This window comes from Microbispora rosea, from assembly GCF_044460045.1.
Classification (GTDB): domain Bacteria; phylum Actinomycetota; class Actinomycetes; order Streptosporangiales; family Streptosporangiaceae; genus Microbispora; species Microbispora rosea.
In genome coordinates this window covers 67728-83788 of record NZ_JBITJO010000013.1, presented here as the reverse complement: position 1 = coordinate 83788, position 16061 = coordinate 67728, and the positions used below count along the sequence as shown (strand labels likewise).

The following is a 16061-nucleotide window of genomic DNA, read 5'->3' as shown; positions in this document are numbered from 1 at the left end:
CCCGGAACGCGGAACACAAAAGCGAAAAAGCCGCCGCGCGACAACCGAAGAATCGCCCTCCACGCCGGTTCTCCTTTTTCCCGGCGCCGCCTGCCGTACGGCGCGATCAGCCGTCGCGGGGGCCTGAAAACCGGTTGCGGGGCAGGAGCGAAACGCGGAACCCTCACCGGCGTGAAGATGCATGCCGACCAGCTGACGGTGTCACCGGAGACCGTGCGCGCCCTGGTGGACGAGCAGTTCCCGCAGTGGCGGGGCCTGCCCGTCACCGGCGTCGCCTCCCATGGGACGGTCAACGCCATCTTCCGCCTCGGCGACCGCCTCACGGCCCGGTTCCCCCTGCAGCCGGGGCCGGTCGACGTGACGCGGCGCTGGCTGGAGTCCGAAGCGGAGGCGGCCCGCGAGCTGGCGGCCGGCACCCGCTTTCCCACGCCCGAGCCGGTCGCGCTCGGCGAGCCCGGAGCGGGATATCCGCTTCCGTGGTCGGTGCAGACGTGGCTGCCCGGCACCGTGGCGATTGACGAGGACCCGGGCGAGTCGGCCGCGTTCGCCCACGACCTCGCCGATCTCATCGCCGACCTGCGCGCGGCCGGCACGCGTGGCCGTACGTTCTCCGGCAAGGGCCGGGGAGGCGACCTCAGGTCCCACGACGCGTGGATGGAGACCTGCTTCGGGCGCAGCGAAGGACTGCTGGACGTTCCCCGGCTGCGCCGGATGTGGGGGACGTTCCGGAGTCTGCCGCGCGAAGCGGCCGACGTGATGACCCACGGTGATCTCATTCCCGGCAACGTGCTCGTGTCCGACGGCCGGCTGGCCGGGATTCTCGACGGCGGCGGGTTCGGGCCGGCCGATCCCGCCCTCGATCTCGTGAGCGCCTGGCATCTGCTGGAGGCGGGGCCGCGCCAGGTGCTCCGTCTCGACCTGGGATGCGACGACCTCGAGTGGGAGCGGGGCAAGGCCTGGGCCTTCGCGCAGGCGATGGGGGTCGTGTGGTACTACCTGGAGACCAACCCGGTCATGAGCCGCATGGGCCGGCGCACCCTGGAGCGCATCCTCGCGGACGACGGACCCGCCTGAGCCCGCGCCCCGCGCCCTGCCTTGCTACCGGACGCCGCGATCGGAGCCAGGGCTCAGCCGCGGGTGACGCTGACGCCGCCGAAGACGCTGTAGTTGCGGACGCGGACGACACGGCCGGAGGCGCCCGGCGTTCCCGGCTCCACGGTGCGGCCGCCGAACAGGCTGACGCCCTCGACCTCCACCATGACGTCGGCGGGCACCCGCAGCCGCACGCCGCCCACGATCGACACCTTCGTCACCGAGGTGACCTCCACGATCCGCGCGTCGCTCAGGTCGAGGTCGGCTCCCCCGACGGAAGTGACGACGACCGTGTCCGCGGGCATGCTCCCCGGTCCCCTGCGCTTCAGGCCGCCGATGAGGGAGATGTGCCAGTCCGTACGCTGCGATGATGTCGTGTTCGTCATGACCTTCACGGTACGGATCGGCGGATGCGGCGATAAGTGCCGCGCGTCGCGTCTTGACCCGTGACACCTGTCATATCCGCAGCTCAGCCGTCAGCAGACCGGGAAGAAGCCGGGAAGGTCCTCCAAGCCTCCCGGCCACGAGCCGCCGCGACCTCCGCCTCCGGCCCCACAGGAACCATCAGCGGAGACGACACGCTCCCCTGGCCACCAGGAGCGAGCAATTCGCGGGGCAGACGCGGTTACTCGCCGTGGGTGGGTACACGTGGGGAATGACCTGGTGGAAGGCGTGGTCATGGCCGGTGACCGCAATGGGGCCGCGCCGATGAACGACGACATCGCGCACGGAGTCGCCCACGGTGAGCCGTCGATCCTGGTGTTCGACGTCAACGAGACGTTGATCGACTTCGAGTCGATGAACCCGCTCTTCCAGCGCGTCTTCGGCGACGCCCGGGTGATGCGCGAATGGCTCGGCCACCTTTTCATGTATTCGATGACAATCACCGCGGCGGGCCTCTACGAGCAGTTCTTCACCCTGGGGCAGGGGCTGCTCAGAATGCTCGGCGACATCCATGGCGTGAAGGTCACCGACTCCGACACCGAACAGATCAGGCGGGGCATGCTGACCATGCCGGCCCATCCCGACGTGGAGGCCGGCCTGACCCGGCTCGCGGACGCCGGTTTTCGCCTGGTGACGCTCACGAACTCGCCTCTCGACCCCGACGGCCGGAGCCCGGTGGAGCACGCCGGCCTCGCGCACTTCTTCGAGCGGCAGTTCAGCGTCGACGCGGTTCGCGCCTACAAACCGGCTCCCCGGGCCTATCACCTGGTCACGCAGTCCCTTCGGGTTCCCCCGGCCTCGTGCTTCATGATCGCCGCGCATCTGTGGGACACGATGGGCGCGCAGAGCTGTGGCTACACCGCCGGCCTGATCACCCGGCCGGGGAACGCCCTGCTGCCCGTCGAGTCCCTGCCGAGGCCGAACCTGGTCGCGTCGGACCTGCCTGGCCTGGCCGATCAGCTCATCCGGTTTCGGCGGTGACGGCGAGCCCCACATGGCGCCTTCACCTCGATGACCACGTGGCCCGCCGCGGGCTCGGGCTCCGGCGACTCCCGGCACACCAGACACTCCGGCCGGCCGAATCTCTCGATCACGATGGCACGCATGGCGGCCCCAGACGTCGCAGGTCGAGCACCGGGCCGGCCGCCTCAGTGAGGGTGCGTGTGATCTGAGACCGGCGGCGGACGTCCGCCGGTCCTTCGCGTTCCGGTGGACGGACGGCCGGGAAAGGACCGGCCCGATATCGCGTTTGTAACCTTGACGTTACCTGTGGCCGGTGCCATAGTGTGGACAGTTGATCAAGATCAACCCCGCTCCCGACTCCCCTCCGCCATCCACGACCCCGCTGACGCGATTGTTGTTGTTAGCGCTAACAATTCGCGGCCAGTGGATGCCTGCCGAGTGCCGGCCGCGACGTCCGGCGCGGGATCGTCCATGCCCGCGTGACGGTGTCCGCGGTCGCGTCACCGAACGCATCGGCAGGCCACGCCCCCGCACGTTCGACTCAGTCGAGCACAACGCATGGAGGAGTTCATCCAACATGTTCAGACCCCCCAACGGACGCGGACGCCTCGGAACCCTGGCCGCTCGTACGGCGACCGCACTGGCGCTGATCGGCGGCGCGCTCGCGGTGACGCCGCAGGCGCAGGCGGCGCCGCCCGCCGCCCCTGACCGGCCGCAGGGCCCCTGTGACATCTACGCCGCCGGCGGCACGCCCTGCGTGGCCGCCCACAGCACCACGCGCGCGCTGTACTCGTCCTACAACGGCCCGCTCTACCAGGTCATGCGCACCTCGGACAACGCGACAAGGGACATCGGCGTCGTCCGCTCCGCCGCCCACCCCTCCCCGGACTCCGGCGGATACGCCGACGCGGCGGCGCAGGACGCGTTCTGTGACCACGTGGTCTGCGTGATCACCAAGATCTACGACCAGTCCGGCACGGGCAACGACCTCTATCAGGCTCCGCCCGGCACGTTCCGGGGCCCGGCCGTCGGCGGCTACGACACCCTCGCGATCGCGGACATGGCGCCGATCACGATCGGCGGCCACAAGGCCTACGGCGTGTACATCATGCCGGGCATGGGGTACCGCAACAACAACGCCACCGGCCTCGCGAAGGGCGACGAGCCGGAGGGCATCTACTACGTCATCGACGGCACCCACTACGACAGCGGCTGCTGCTTCGACTACGGCAACTCCTCGACGAACAGCCGCGCCGTGGGCACCGGCACCATGGAGACCACGTACTTCGGCACCGCCACCGCCTGGGGCAGCGGCAGCGGCCCCGGCCCGTGGATCATGGCCGACATGGAGGCGGGCCTGTTCTCCGGGTACAACGCGAAGCAGAACCCGGCCGATCCGACCGTCGACTCCTGGCGGTTCGTCACCGCGGTCGTCGACGGCGGCGGCGGGAACCAGTGGGATCTGCGAGGCGGCAACGCCCAGGACGGCCCTCTGACGACCTTCTACAGCGGAATCCGTCCCGGCTCGCTGACCAACAGCAGCTACTACCCCATGCACAAGAAGGGCGCGGTCCTCCTCGGCACCGGCGGCGACAACGGCAACGGCTCATCGGGCACCTTCTACGAGGGGGTGATGACGAAGGGCTACCCGTCGGAGGCCACCACGGACGCGGTGCAGGCCAACATCGTGGCCGCCAAGTATGACGTGACGCGTCTGTCGCTGTCGCGGGCCACCACGTTCACCCCGCGCTCCGCGCAGGACGTCACCGAGACGTTCACGAACACCACGGGCTCGGCCGCGGTGGGCGTCAAGCTGAGCCTGTCCACTCCCGTGGGATGGACCGCCTCGGTCAAGGACACCAGCGACAAGTCGGCGACGTTCCCGTCGGTCGCACCGGGTGAGAGCGTGAGCGCGACCTTCACGGTCACCTCCGCGGACAGGACCGACGCCGGCTACCTGACCGGCAGAGCCGAGTGGACGAACCCCTCCGGCCCGGTGAAGGGCCGCCAGTCCGCGCAAAGCGCGCAAGCCGTACGCAACGTCCTGCCTATCAAGATCAACGAGGTCCGGTTCCGCACGAGCGCCAACTCGACCGACCAGTTCGTGGAGCTCTACAACCCCTCCGCCGACGAGGTCGACATCTCCGGCTGGACCCTGACCACCACCCCGAGCGGCTCGCCCGGCACCACGCTGGCCAAGATCCCGGCCGGGACGCGGCTCGCGAGCGGCGCCTACTACCTGCTGGGCCTCGCCGGCTCCGGGCTGGCGGCTCCCACCGGCCCCACGGACGCCACGGTCAACGTCAGGAGCACGACCGGCTTCGCGGCCGGCCAGCAGATCGACATCGACACCGGCCGCGAGCGGGAGACCCGCACGATCCAGTCGGTCGGGACGGCGGCCAGCCCGGCGACGACGCTGTTCGTTCCCGTGTCCACCGGGCCGTGGATCACGGTCCCCGCCCACTCGACCAACCTGCCCGTCACGAACGCGACCGGTTTCACCGTCGGCGACAGGATCGGCATCGATTCGGGCGACGACTACGAGCTGGCCACGGTCACCGCGGTCGGCAAGGCGGCCACGCAGACGACCCTGTCGGCCGACGCGGCCGCGGGCGCGACCAACATCAAGGTCGCCGCCGACGCCAACATGACCGTCGGCGACACCCTGACAGTGGACACCGGTGAGAACAAGGAGACCGTCACGGTCGCGAACGTCGGCACCACCGGCGCGGGCGGCACGGGCGTCGACCTGACCGCGCCGTTGCGGCTCGCCCACGCGTCGGGCGTCGACGTGTCCGACCCCGGCACGGGGATCAGCTTCTCGCCGCCGACCCGTCACCCGCACATGAGCGGCGTGCCGGTGCAGGCGCTGGGCGGCGGCCTCACGCTCGACAAGCCGGTCAAGGCCCACCCGGTCGGCGCGGCCGTGGTCAACCCCCTGGTCACGACGGCGGGCTACCAGGGAACGCCGGCGCCCGACCAGTGGTTCGGGAGCGCCCTGTCCACCAGCGCCGGTTCCATCGCGCTGCTCGACGAACGAGGCGGCGTGGTCGTCGACGCCGTCGTCTACGGCTCCCAGCAGAGCAGTTCGAGCGGCAACGGAACCATCGCCACTCCTGAACTCGCCGTCATGGAGGCCGACCAGGGCAAGGGCGGCTGCATCACCGTTGTGGCCGGCGCGGCCGCGGGCGCGGGCCGGAGCAACGCCCGCTGGCCCGACGGCACCGACGCCGACAGCCTCTGCCACGACTTCGTCACGACCACCGTGCCCACGCCGGGCGGGCCCAACACCAAGTAGCCCGATCGGTCCCTGAGCACCTGCGGTGCCCGCGGCTCACCCGCGGGCACCGCGTCCCGAGTCCGGCACGGAGGGCGTGTCCTCTCGACCGGTACGACCGGCGCCCGATAGGAGTAGGGATCTCTCCCCTTCCTGATCGAGATCGGTGATCGATGGTGCCAGGGGCGGGGACGCGCAGAGAGCTTCTGGTCTCCAGGCGCTGGATTCAGGCTGCGGCACTGGTGGCGGTGTTCGGGTTCTTCGTCATGGGCTTGCTCGCCTACCGTACGTACACGGTGGAGCCGCCCGTGCCACGGCTCGTGGTGGGCGAATCCGGGCAGCGGTTGTACGCCGGCCGCGACGTCGCCGACGGGCAGAAGGTCTTCCTGGCCAACGGGCTGATGCAGTACGGATCGGTGCTCGGGCACGGGGGCTATCTCGGGCCGGACTACACGGCCGACTACCTGCGCCGTGCCGCCACCGCCGCCCTCCGGGCCCGCGGCGGCGGCGACCGGGCCCGTGAACAGGTCAGGCAGGAGTTCCGCGCCAATCGCTACGACCCCCGCTCGGGGGTGCTGACCTACACGAGGGCGCAGGCGGACGCCTTCACCGCTCTCGTCGATCACTACCGCGACTACTTCGCCGACCCCCGCACGGACAAGGGACTGCGTCCGTACGCGATCACCGACCCGCGGCAGATCCACCAGCTGACCGCGTTCCTGTCCTGGACGGCCTGGATCGCCTCGGCGGAACGCCCCGGCGCGGCCTACTCCTACACCAACAACTGGCCCGCCGAGCCGCTGGTCGGCAACGCGCCCACCGCCGACACCGTGCTGTGGAGCGTGGTGTCGCTGATCGCCCTGCTGGTCGGCATCGGGGCGCTGTTCGGCGCGGTCGGCCGATGGGGCGGTCATCTGGGCTGGCGAGGCCGTCAGGCGGAGGCCATCGAGTTCCGCTCTCCCGACCAGGTGGCGCTCACGCCCGCGCAGCGGGTCACCGCGTACTTCTTCCTCGTCGTCGCACTGCTCTTCCTCGCCCAGGTGTTGCTGGGCGGTGCGACGGAGCATTACCGAGCCGATCTCACGAGCTTCTTCGGCCTCAACCTGGCCGAGCTGCTGCCCTTCAACCTGGCCCGCACCTGGCATCTGCAGCTGTCGCTGTTCTGGGTGGTGGCCGCCTTCCTCGCGGCCGGCATCTTCCTGGCTCCGCTCATGGCCGGAGCCGAGCCGCGCGGGCAGGGAAAGCTCGCCTGGACGCTCCTGGCGGCCCTGGCCGTCGTGGCGTCCGGCTCGCTGATCGCGGAGGGGCTCAGCATCCACGGGCTCGTCCGGCCGGGCGACTTCTGGGGCAGCCAGCAGTTCGAATGGCTCGACCTCCCCCGCGTCTGGCAGATCCTGCTGGCCTCCGGGATGGCGCTGTGGGCGGTCATGATGTGGCGGGTGCTGCGCACGACCCTGGCGAGGGACAGCCGCGGCAACCTGCCCTGGCTGTTCTTCCTGTCGGGCCTGGCGATCCCCGGCGTCTACGCCGTCGGGCTGCTGGCCCGCCCGGGCGACACCTTCACCGTCACCGACTTCTGGCGGTTCTGGGTGGTGCACCTGTGGGTGGAGGACTTCCTCGAACTGTTCACCACCGTCATGGTCGCCTACATGTTCGTCCAGCTGGGCGTGGTGCGGGAGCGGGTCGCCCTCGTGGTGATCTATCTCGACATCATCCTGTACTCGGCGGGCGGCGTGATCGGCACCATGCACCACCTGTATTTCAGCGGCACGCCCGTGGAGCACCTCGCGCTGGGCGCGTTCTTCTCCGCGATGGAGGTCGTTCCCCTGACCTTCCTGACCGTGGAGGCGTGGTCGTTCGTGCAGCTGGGGGCGCGCCAGCACCTGGAGTCGCGCACCCCGTTCCCGCACCGCTGGGCCGTGATGTTCCTGGTCGCCGTCGGCTTCTGGAACTTCCTCGGCGCGGGTGTCTTCGGCTTCCTGATCAACCTCCCGATCGTCTCCTACTACGAGATCGGCACCGGTCTGACGGCCAACCACGCGCATGGCTCGATGATGGGCGTCTACGGCATGCTCGCCATCGCCCTGGGGCTGTTCGCGCTGCGCTACCTGATCCCCGCCGGCCGATGGCCGGAGAAGTGGGCCAGGGTCTCCTTCTGGTCCCTCAACATCGGCCTGGCCTGGATGTGCTTCGCCACCCTGCTGCCGCTCGGGCTCCTGCAACTGCACGAGTCGGTGTCCTCCGGATATTTCGAGGCGCGCTCGCTCGGCTACCTCACCGGTCGCGCCAACACGCTGCTGGAGTGGCTGCGACTGCCCGGCGACGCGCTGTTCATCGTCGGCGGCGTGCTGCCCTTCTGCTGGATCGCCTGGCTTGGCGTACGCCACCGGGCCCGCCGGGCCGGGACCGACCCGGCCACCGGGCTCACCCCGGCGCCCCGGCTGTCGGACGTCCGGGAGCGGGTGGACACCGCATGATCGGTCCCTTCACCACGGAGGCGGTCCTGGCGTACGGCTACGCGGCCGCGCTGCTCGCGGCCGCCGCCGGGCTGGACCGCCTGGCCCGCCACGTCGCCGGGCGATCCGAACGCCACCGCACCGGGGGCTTCACCTATCAGCCCGAACGCGACGCCTGGGTGTGCCCGGCCGACCAGATGCTCTGGCCCGTCGGTCAGGACCGGCACCACCGCTTCTACCGGGCCAGGCCCTCGGTCTGCAACGCCTGCCCCCGCAAGCCCGACTGCACCCCATCGCGTCACGGGCGGGAGATCGTGCGGGCGCTGCGGCCCTGGCCGCACTCCGAGGCGGGCCGCTTCCACCGCGGGCTCGCCCTCGTGCTGGTCGTCCTGGCCGCCTCGCTGACGCTCATCGAGGCGGTGCGTCACCCCGCCTGGCCCGACCTCGCCCTGGCCGCCGCCGCGCTCGCGGCCACCGCCATCACAGGATGGTGGCTGACCGGCCACCTGCGCGGCACCCCCGCGGCCTTCCCCGAGCCCGGGCAGGGGCCGCCGAGCCGCGACCGATACACCACCGTCTGGAGGTCGGAGTGATGATCTGGGTTGCCGTCGTGTCCGCCCTTCTCCTGGCGGGCGCCCTGACAGGACTTCGGGTGCTGCGCGAGTACGAACGGGCGGTCGTCTTCCGGCTCGGCCGGGTGCTGCCCCTGCGAGGGCCCGGGCTCGTGGTCCTGATCCCGCTGGCCGACCGGATGGTCCGCGTCGACCTGCGGACCATCGCCCTCACCATCCCGCCACAGGAGGCGATCACCAGGGACAACGTGCCCGTCCGCGTCAACGCGGTCGCCTACTTCAAGGTTGTGGACCCGGTCCGGTCGGTCAACGAGGTGGAGAACCACGCAGTCGCGACCTCCCAGCTCGCCCAGACCAGCCTGCGCTCCGTGCTCGGCCGCCACGACCTCGACGCCCTGCTCGCCGAGCGCGACCGGCTGGGTGAGAGCCTGCAGAAGGTCCTCGACGACCAGACCGAGCCCTGGGGCGTGAAGGTCGACCTGGTCGAGATCAAGGACGTCGAGATCCCCGAGGCGATGCAGCGCGCCATCGCCCGTCAGGCCGAGGCCGAACGCGAGCGCCGCGCCAAAGTGATCAACGCGGAGGGCGAGGTCCAGGCCGCGCGGAATCTGCGCGAGGCCGCGCGTACCCTGTCGGCCGACCCGGCCGCCATCCAGTTGCGCTACCTCCAGACCCTGCTGGAACTGGGCGGCGAGGGCCGATCGACCATCGTCTATCCGGTGCCGGTCGACCTGCCCGCCCCCTCGCCGGGGGCCTCACCCATGCTTCCCGCCGCTCTCGCCGCCGCCGCTACTGCGCACGGCTGCGCCTGCGGGCGGGAGCGACGGCCTTCCTGAGCCCGGTCTGCCGCCGGCGACCTCTCGACGCCTCAGCCGGACAGGGCGAAAACGGGTGGGAGACACATACCGAGTTGCACGTATACCTGCAGCTGGTCGTAGTAGAAGCGCTGACTCGCGATCAGATCGTCGACCACGTTCCAGAAGCAGGAGCAGCGCGCACTGATGGAACGGCCCGTCGCCTCCAGCACCTCACCTCCGATGAGGAGATACGGCCCCGTTTGCGCGCCGCAGGCCACCATCTCGGTCGCAATCGCATCCTCGCATGCGGTCTTCTCCCAGCGGGTGAAGCGGAGGTCGGGAAACGCCTCCCACATCTGCGTGCAGTAGGAGCCGATCTCCTGAGGGTTGCCCGCCTCCATGTCCGGCCATGTCGCGACCGCATCCGGCCGATAGCAGCGCATCACCGCGTCCACATCATGGTTGTTCAGCGCGGTGATCAGCCGGTCTACCACATCGGCCATCGAAGGACCCCCTTCCGCCAGACTACGGAGACAGGGGCAATGAGAAGCCAAAAAGGACCTCCCCCAGACCGCGTCCTCGGAGCGGTGGAATAACGCGACGAGGGAAGCGCCGTGAGTGGATCTCAGGCGGCCTCGGCCACGGGCGCCAAGGCGGGTCATCGGCCGGATGGAGCCGGGCGGCGGATGTGCGCGACCGCCTCATGCGCCGGGGATGAGGACTTTCGGCCGTTCCCGCGCGGGGGCGGCGGCCCGGACGGTTGAGTCATGACGATCCTGAGCACGCACCCCCGTCCGATCCTCCGGCGCCGGGAGGACGAACAGGAAGACGAAGACGACCGCGACCGGGCCACGGGTCCGCTCGTGCGGCTCGCGGTGCGGGAGGCCCTGCTGGAGGCGTTCGCCGACCTCGTGGACGACGTCCGCCTGGCGGAGGTGGACGGCATGGCGCACGTCTACGTGTCCGTCCGCCTCACCGCCTCCACGTGCCCGGAACGCATCCGGGCCATCGCCCGTGAGGCGTACCGGACCGTCGGCGGCGAACCGGTGGTGGCCCACGTCTCCACGGCCTGCCCCGCTCGTGGACGCCGGTGACGTCCACGACGCGCTCCCGGAGCGGAAGGACTCACGCCGCCGAGCGGCGCAACGCCTGCTCGGGGGCACCGTGACCGGCGGCCGGCGGCTCCGGGAGCGAGACGGGGGTCAGGCGCTCTTCGAGGTGCGGTGCAGACGCAGGGCGGAGATGAGGAAGAAGACGCCGCCGGCGGTTGCGTAGCCGGCGAGGTTCGTCAGCGATGCGGTCGGCGTACCGGCCTGGAGGATGAACGTCGTCCCGGCGATCGTGGAGATCGCTCCGCTGAGGATCATCGCCCATTGGCCGCCGAGCCCGCGTCGGCTGACGGCGACGATGAGCTGCACGATTCCGGCGGTGATCGCCCAAGCGCCCCAGACGCGCAGCACCGCGGGCACGCCCGAACCGGCTGTGACGGCCAGGCCGACGGCGGTGAGCAGGCTCAGGGCCAGGTTGACGTACAGGGCGGCGGTGGGGCGCGCGGTTGTCGAGGAGCGCAGATCGACGATCGCCGCGGCGACGTCGAACAGCGGGTAGATCACGAGCAGCGCCGTGCTCACCGGACCGGAAGCCCCGGCCAGGAACAGCAGGACCGCCCAGATGAGGGCGAATCCGAATCGCACCACATAGAGGTTCCGCAACGCCACAGCGGTGCGGCCGGCGTTTGTGACAGCGACGGTGGTCATCGTCTCCCTTTCGGCAGGACAGCGAGGTAGAATGACTAGTAACTCTACCTCGCCGACAGTAGCTCGGCTGTGAGGTCGGGTGCAAGTGGCGAGAAGGAGGGACGCGTATGATCTCGAGCATGAACAGCCCCATGCGTGAGCGCCTCATCGAGGCGGCCACCGAGCTGTTCTACGCGCAGGGGCTTCGCGCGGTGAGCGTCGACAAGGTCATCGACCTCGCCAGTACGACGAAGGTCACCTTCTACCGGCACTTCAAGAGCAAGGACGACCTCGTCGTCGCCTACCTCGAACGCCGCGCCGCGCTGGAGCGGGACGGCATCGGTGAGGCGATCAAGCAGGGCGGCGGTGACGTCGATGTCACCCTGCGGGCGATCTCGGGGGCGATCGGGATCATCGCCTGCGCGCCCGGCTTCCGCGGCTGTCCCTTCATCAACGCCGCCGCCGAATACCCCGACGCGGACAGCCCGATCCGCAAGGCCGTCGACGCGCATCGCCGCTGGAACAAGACGACGTTCGAACAGCTCATCGCCCCGCTCGGTATCACGGACGCCGCAGAGGTCGCCGACGACCTGATGCTGATCCGTGACGGCGCCATGGTCGCCGGATACCTCGACCAGCCGGCGAACGTCGCCGCCTCGTTCCTCCGCAGCAGCCGGGCCGTCATCGGCACCGGCGACTCGACCCGGAGATGAGCGGGCGCACGCGGAGAGTGCCTTCACCGGGCCGGGCTCGGCCGCCGGCCGTTCCGTCACCGATCTTGTGGACGGATATTCTGGCAAGATCACTACATGGTGAGGTTAGCCGGGACGCTTCTGGCGACGGTGCTGCTTCTCAGCGGTAGCGCCGGCCTGAGGGGACGGCCCACGTTCGGGGAGAACGCCGCACGGGCCGTCTCCACCTGGCGGACGAGCGGGGCCGCGACGATCTGGCGTACGGGTTTCGTCCCGTTCGAGGACCTGAGCACGATGTCGCGGAAGACGCGCGAGCGGGTCAACACCGAATATGGCTGGGTCGTGGCCGGTTCGCTCCCCGTCGCGCCGGCCGACGCGCGGATCCTATGGGACGACGGATCCACCATGCGGGTCCCCGTGATCGGACCGCGAGAGGCACTCATGGCGTTGTCTCCCTGGCCGGAGGAGTACACCTTCCCCGATGACGAGGAGTACAAGCTGACCGGCGCCGCCTTCACGACGATGCGGCTGAAGACCTCACGCGGTATGGCGACCGTGCCCGCCTGGCGGCTGCGCTTCTCGAACCTTCCCGGCCCGATAGACCGTGTCGCGGTCGATCAGAAGGCGGTCGGCACGATCGAGGACGCCGTGGGCGACTACCCGCTGGTCGACGAGCAGATCACCGGCGTCGAGGCCCTCGACGAGCGCACGCTGCTGGTGAGTTACGACTACGGCTCGTGCGGCCTTGAGCCGCCCCCCGTCAGCCTGCGAGTGCGGGAGGATCCGGACGTGGTGGTCCTGGGGATCGACGTCCCCTATGAGGCCCCCGGCCCGTGCGCAGGCGTCGGCGCGTTCGGCAGGGGCGTCATAAGGCTCGACGAGCCGCTGGGCGACCGCGTGGTTCTGGACGCGATAACCGCACTGCCTGTCCTGTGCCGTCGTGCGCAGAACACCTGCCACGCCGGGCACGGGTGACACCGTTCTGTTCGCCCCGTGACGCGGGAGCAGCGGCGGCGTAACCAGCGCGCCGCCGTCCTGGCCGCCGGCGAGGAGCCGTCCGGGACACGGGCGGACGGCCGGTGGTCGAAGCACGCACACCCGGCGCGAACGCCCCGTCTGACGGACTCGGACCGAAAGTCCCACGATCACGGGACTTCGAGCCGACCGCGGGGTGCCGTACGGCTCCTGCGGCACGGCCGGTGATCGCGGTTTCCTTGAGATGTCGAAAAGAGAGAAAAGACGTTGAAAGGGGCCGGTCATGGCCACCATCGAAGGGCGTAACCAGAGGAATCACCGCCTCCACGCCGGCGCTCCCACCGTCCCCGCCCCCCGCACGAACGGCGAGACGATCCCCGCCGCCACCACGGGCGCCGGCCCGGTCCGGTACGTGTGGGCCGCCGCCCGCATCGCCGTCGGCTGGGTGTTCCTGTGGGCCTTCCTGGACAAGCTGTTCGGCTGGGGTTTCGCCACCCCCGCCGCCAAGTCCTGGATCAACGGCGGAAGCCCGACCACCGGCTTCCTCAAAGGCACCGCCGACCACACCTTCGGCGGCCTGTTCACCACCCTCGCCGGCCAGCCCTGGGTCGACTGGCTGTTCATGACCGGCCTCGCCGGCGCCGGCATCGCCCTCACCCTCGGCATCGGAATGCGCATCGCCGCCGCCGCGGGCGGCCTGCTCCTGCTCATGATGTGGGCCGCCGAACTCCCGCTGACCACCAACCCCTTCATGGACGAGCACATCGTCTACGCCATCGTCCTGACAGGCCTCGCCCTCACCGGCGCCGGCACCACCCTCGGACTCGGCACCCAGTGGGCCGCCACCCCCCTCGTCCGCCGCTTCCCGATCCTCAAGTAGACCCACCCGCACGCAGCAGGCTCCGGCGCCCACCCCCGGCCCCCTGGGGGTGGGCGCCGGCTTCACTGCGCCGGCTTCACTGGGCCGGCTTCACTGGGCCGTCCAGCTCGCTTCGCGCGCGACGACAGCGAGCCCTCCTGACGACAAGTGAGCCCCCGCACAGACTTTCCTGAAGAAGGTGCGCCGTGATATCTCCCTTCGCCACAGAACGCGGTTTCCACCGGCTGCTCACCGCCGCCGGGCAGGCGCCCTCGGTGCTCAACACGCAGCCCTGGCGGCTCGAAGCGGTCCGGGGAGAGGTCGCCGAGCTGCTGGCCGACCCCGACCGGCGCCTCCGGGTCAGCGACCCCCGCGGGCGCTCGCTGCACGTCAGCTGTGGCGCCGCCCTGTTCAACCTCCGGCTCGCCGTACGGACAGCCGGTCACCGGCCGCTGGTCTGGCTGCTGCCCAACACCGTGGAGGAACCACTGCTCCTGGCCGCCGTCCGCGTGTCGCCGTTCCATCCGGCTCCCGCGCGAGCCCGCGAACTGTACGACCGCATCGGGCTGCGCCGGACCAACCGGGAGCCGTTCAGCGAACGGCGGGTTCCCGAGCATGTGCTCGCCGACCTGCGCCGCGCGGCAGCCCGCGAGGGGGCCGGCCTGGCCGTGCTCGACCGGCCCGTCGCGGCCGACCTGCTGGAACACGTCGCGATCGCCGACGACGAGCTCGCCAGGGACGGCGGCTACCAGGCCGAGCTGCGGGCGTGGACGATGAGCGGGAACCGCCGCGACGGCCTGCCGTCCTACGTGCGGGGGCCGCGCTGCGCCGACGATCCGGCGCCGGTCCGGGACTTCGGGGCACACAGTGAGCGCGAGCCGGTCCACTTCGAGTCCCGCCCTCAGCTGGCGGTGCTCACCACCGCGGGCGACGGCCCTCTCGACTGGCTACGCGCCGGACAGGCGCTGCAACGCCTCCTGCTGACCGCGACCGTCCACGGGATCTCGGCCTCGTTCCTCAACCAGCCGCTCGACCTTCGCGACCTGCGCCGCCGCAGCGATCCCCACCACCGGCGCGGGCACGTCCAGATGATCATCCGGCTGGGGTACGGCCCGGTGGTCCCTCGCGCGCCCCGCCGCCCCGCCACCGAACTGGTGGCGACCGCTCCGGCCCGGATCCGTGAAGACTGCGCGGTGTGAGCCGGCGCCGAGGTGCCCCTACTGCTCGCGGGGCAGGCCGGGCGGGTTGACCAGGGATTCGGGGACGGCCTCGTTGGACAGCCCCCAGCGGGCGAGGACCTTGGGGTAGGTGCCGTCCTTGATGAGGGCGTTGACGGCGTCGGCGATCGGCTTGGCCAGGCCGTCGCCCTTCCGCGTCATCGCGGCGATGAGCCCCTGGAGTGTGGGACCGGCACCGGAGTAGGTGCCGACGACCTTCGTGTCGCCGCTCACCGCGGCGTGGTAGGCGGAGGTGGGGTTGGGCGCGAAGTACGCCTGGATCCGGCCGGACCTGAGCGCCAGGTAGGTGTCGGCCGCCTGCTTGTAGTACTGGATCCGGGCGGGCTTCAGCCCGGCGGCCCGGTTCTGCCTGTCCCAGCCCAGCAGGATCTTCTCCTGATTGGTGCCGGAGCCCACGGCCACACCGAGCCCCGCGACGTCGGCCGGCTTGGCGATCGACGTGATCGTGCTGTTCTTCGGCACCTCCCAGGCCAGCTGGTCCAGGCGGTAGGTGGCGAAGTCGTAGATGTCCTTGCGCTCCTCGGTGACGGTGATGTTGGAGAATCCGGCCGCGTACTTGCCGGACCGCACCGCGAGGAACAGGTTCTCCCACGACGTGGCCTCGATGCGCAGCTTGAGGCCGAGCACGTCGGCGACGAGGGAGGCGATGTCCTCCTCCACCCCGATCGGGGTGACGTTGTCGTCGGCGACGAACGACAGCGGCGGCTCGAAGGTGGAGGTGCCGATAAGGAACTCGCCCTTGGCCCGGATCGCGGCGGGCACCTCGGCGGCGATCGTCTCCACCTTCGCGGCCCGGATCCGGCCCTGCTCCGGACTCGTGTTGATCGTCAAGACGCCGGGCGGGGCCTCTGCGGCAGCGGCGGCGCCCGCCGCGTCCTCGTCGGGAACCGCGCCACAGGCGGCGAGCAGCAGCAGGGCGGACGTGCCGAGCACGGACAACCGGGATACGGATGACATGCG

Annotated in this window: 15 protein-coding genes; 11 read left to right on the top strand and 4 right to left on the bottom strand. The window is 70.6% G+C overall.

Annotated features, from left to right (window positions below; all coding sequences use genetic code 11):
- Positions 1–177: 177 nt before the first annotated feature.
- Positions 178–1074 carry an aminoglycoside phosphotransferase family protein gene (locus tag ACIBK1_RS36025; RefSeq protein ID WP_396740212.1) on the top strand — a complete coding sequence of 299 codons (897 nt, stop codon included), beginning with the start codon at positions 178–180 and terminating at the stop codon, positions 1072–1074.
- 53 nt (positions 1075–1127) lie between these two features.
- Here ACIBK1_RS36025 and ACIBK1_RS36020 read toward each other — a convergent pair whose 3' ends face one another.
- Positions 1128–1478: a hypothetical protein gene (locus tag ACIBK1_RS36020; RefSeq protein WP_143734668.1), complete on the bottom strand. Its 351-nt coding sequence runs from the start codon at positions 1476–1478 to the stop codon at positions 1128–1130.
- Positions 1479–1740: 262 nt separating this feature from the next.
- Here ACIBK1_RS36020 and ACIBK1_RS36015 point away from each other — a divergent pair, with 262 nt between their 5' ends.
- The 5 genes from ACIBK1_RS36015 to ACIBK1_RS35995 all read left to right on the top strand — a co-directional run bounded on the left by ACIBK1_RS36015 (position 1741) and on the right by ACIBK1_RS35995 (position 9640).
- Positions 1741–2517, top strand: coding sequence for a haloacid dehalogenase type II (locus tag ACIBK1_RS36015; RefSeq protein WP_197042789.1), 777 nt, complete (start codon positions 1741–1743; stop codon positions 2515–2517).
- A 559-nt stretch (positions 2518–3076) separates the two neighbouring features.
- Entirely contained in the window at positions 3077–5797 is a 2721-nt protein-coding gene (locus ACIBK1_RS36010) for an arabinofuranosidase catalytic domain-containing protein (protein ID WP_396740115.1), read from the top strand.
- Positions 5798–6018: 221 nt separating this feature from the next.
- Positions 6019–8253, top strand: coding sequence for a nitric-oxide reductase large subunit (locus ACIBK1_RS36005; RefSeq protein ID WP_396740114.1), 2235 nt, complete (start codon positions 6019–6021; stop codon positions 8251–8253).
- Entirely contained in the window at positions 8250–8825 is a 576-nt protein-coding gene (locus tag ACIBK1_RS36000) for a hypothetical protein (RefSeq protein ID WP_051762136.1), read from the top strand. The genes ACIBK1_RS36005 and ACIBK1_RS36000 overlap by 4 nt, the downstream gene beginning before the upstream one ends.
- A complete protein-coding gene (locus tag ACIBK1_RS35995) occupies positions 8825–9640 on the top strand; it encodes a slipin family protein (protein ID WP_396740113.1) in 816 nt (271 codons plus the stop codon). Before ACIBK1_RS36000 ends, ACIBK1_RS35995 begins: the two co-directional genes overlap by 1 nt.
- 32 nt (positions 9641–9672) lie before the next feature.
- On the opposite strand, the gene ACIBK1_RS35990 is transcribed toward ACIBK1_RS35995, so the two are convergent.
- Positions 9673–10104, bottom strand: coding sequence for a nuclear transport factor 2 family protein (locus ACIBK1_RS35990; RefSeq protein WP_396740112.1), 432 nt, complete (start codon positions 10102–10104; stop codon positions 9673–9675).
- A 264-nt stretch (positions 10105–10368) separates the two neighbouring features.
- Here ACIBK1_RS35990 and ACIBK1_RS35985 point away from each other — a divergent pair, with 264 nt between their 5' ends.
- A complete protein-coding gene (locus ACIBK1_RS35985; protein ID WP_030510269.1) occupies positions 10369–10695 on the top strand; it encodes a hypothetical protein in 327 nt (108 codons plus the stop codon).
- 108 nt (positions 10696–10803) lie between these two features.
- On the opposite strand, the gene ACIBK1_RS35980 is transcribed toward ACIBK1_RS35985, so the two are convergent.
- Positions 10804–11358 carry a hypothetical protein gene (locus ACIBK1_RS35980; protein ID WP_357325337.1) on the bottom strand — a complete coding sequence of 185 codons (555 nt, stop codon included), beginning with the start codon at positions 11356–11358 and terminating at the stop codon, positions 10804–10806.
- A 119-nt stretch (positions 11359–11477) separates the two neighbouring features.
- On the opposite strand from ACIBK1_RS35980, the gene ACIBK1_RS35975 reads away from it, so the two are divergent.
- The 4 genes from ACIBK1_RS35975 (at position 11478) to ACIBK1_RS35960 (ending at position 15062) form a co-directional block, all read left to right on the top strand.
- Positions 11478–12050: a TetR/AcrR family transcriptional regulator gene (locus tag ACIBK1_RS35975; protein ID WP_231514056.1), complete on the top strand. Its 573-nt coding sequence runs from the start codon at positions 11478–11480 to the stop codon at positions 12048–12050.
- 96 nt (positions 12051–12146) lie between these two features.
- A complete protein-coding gene (locus ACIBK1_RS35970) occupies positions 12147–13004 on the top strand; it encodes a hypothetical protein (RefSeq protein WP_396740111.1) in 858 nt (285 codons plus the stop codon).
- Positions 13005–13287: 283 nt separating this feature from the next.
- The gene (locus ACIBK1_RS35965; RefSeq protein ID WP_396740110.1) at positions 13288–13884 is read left to right on the top strand and encodes a hypothetical protein; all 597 of its coding nucleotides are present in this window, start codon (positions 13288–13290) and stop codon (positions 13882–13884) included.
- 185 nt (positions 13885–14069) lie between these two features.
- Entirely contained in the window at positions 14070–15062 is a 993-nt protein-coding gene (locus ACIBK1_RS35960) for an Acg family FMN-binding oxidoreductase (protein ID WP_396740109.1), read from the top strand.
- An 18-nt stretch (positions 15063–15080) separates the two neighbouring features.
- Here the strand turns inward: ACIBK1_RS35960 and ACIBK1_RS35955 are convergent, their stop codons facing one another.
- Positions 15081–16058 carry an ABC transporter substrate-binding protein gene (locus ACIBK1_RS35955; RefSeq protein WP_396740108.1) on the bottom strand — a complete coding sequence of 326 codons (978 nt, stop codon included), beginning with the start codon at positions 16056–16058 and terminating at the stop codon, positions 15081–15083.
- Between the last annotated feature and the right edge of the window lie 3 nt (positions 16059–16061).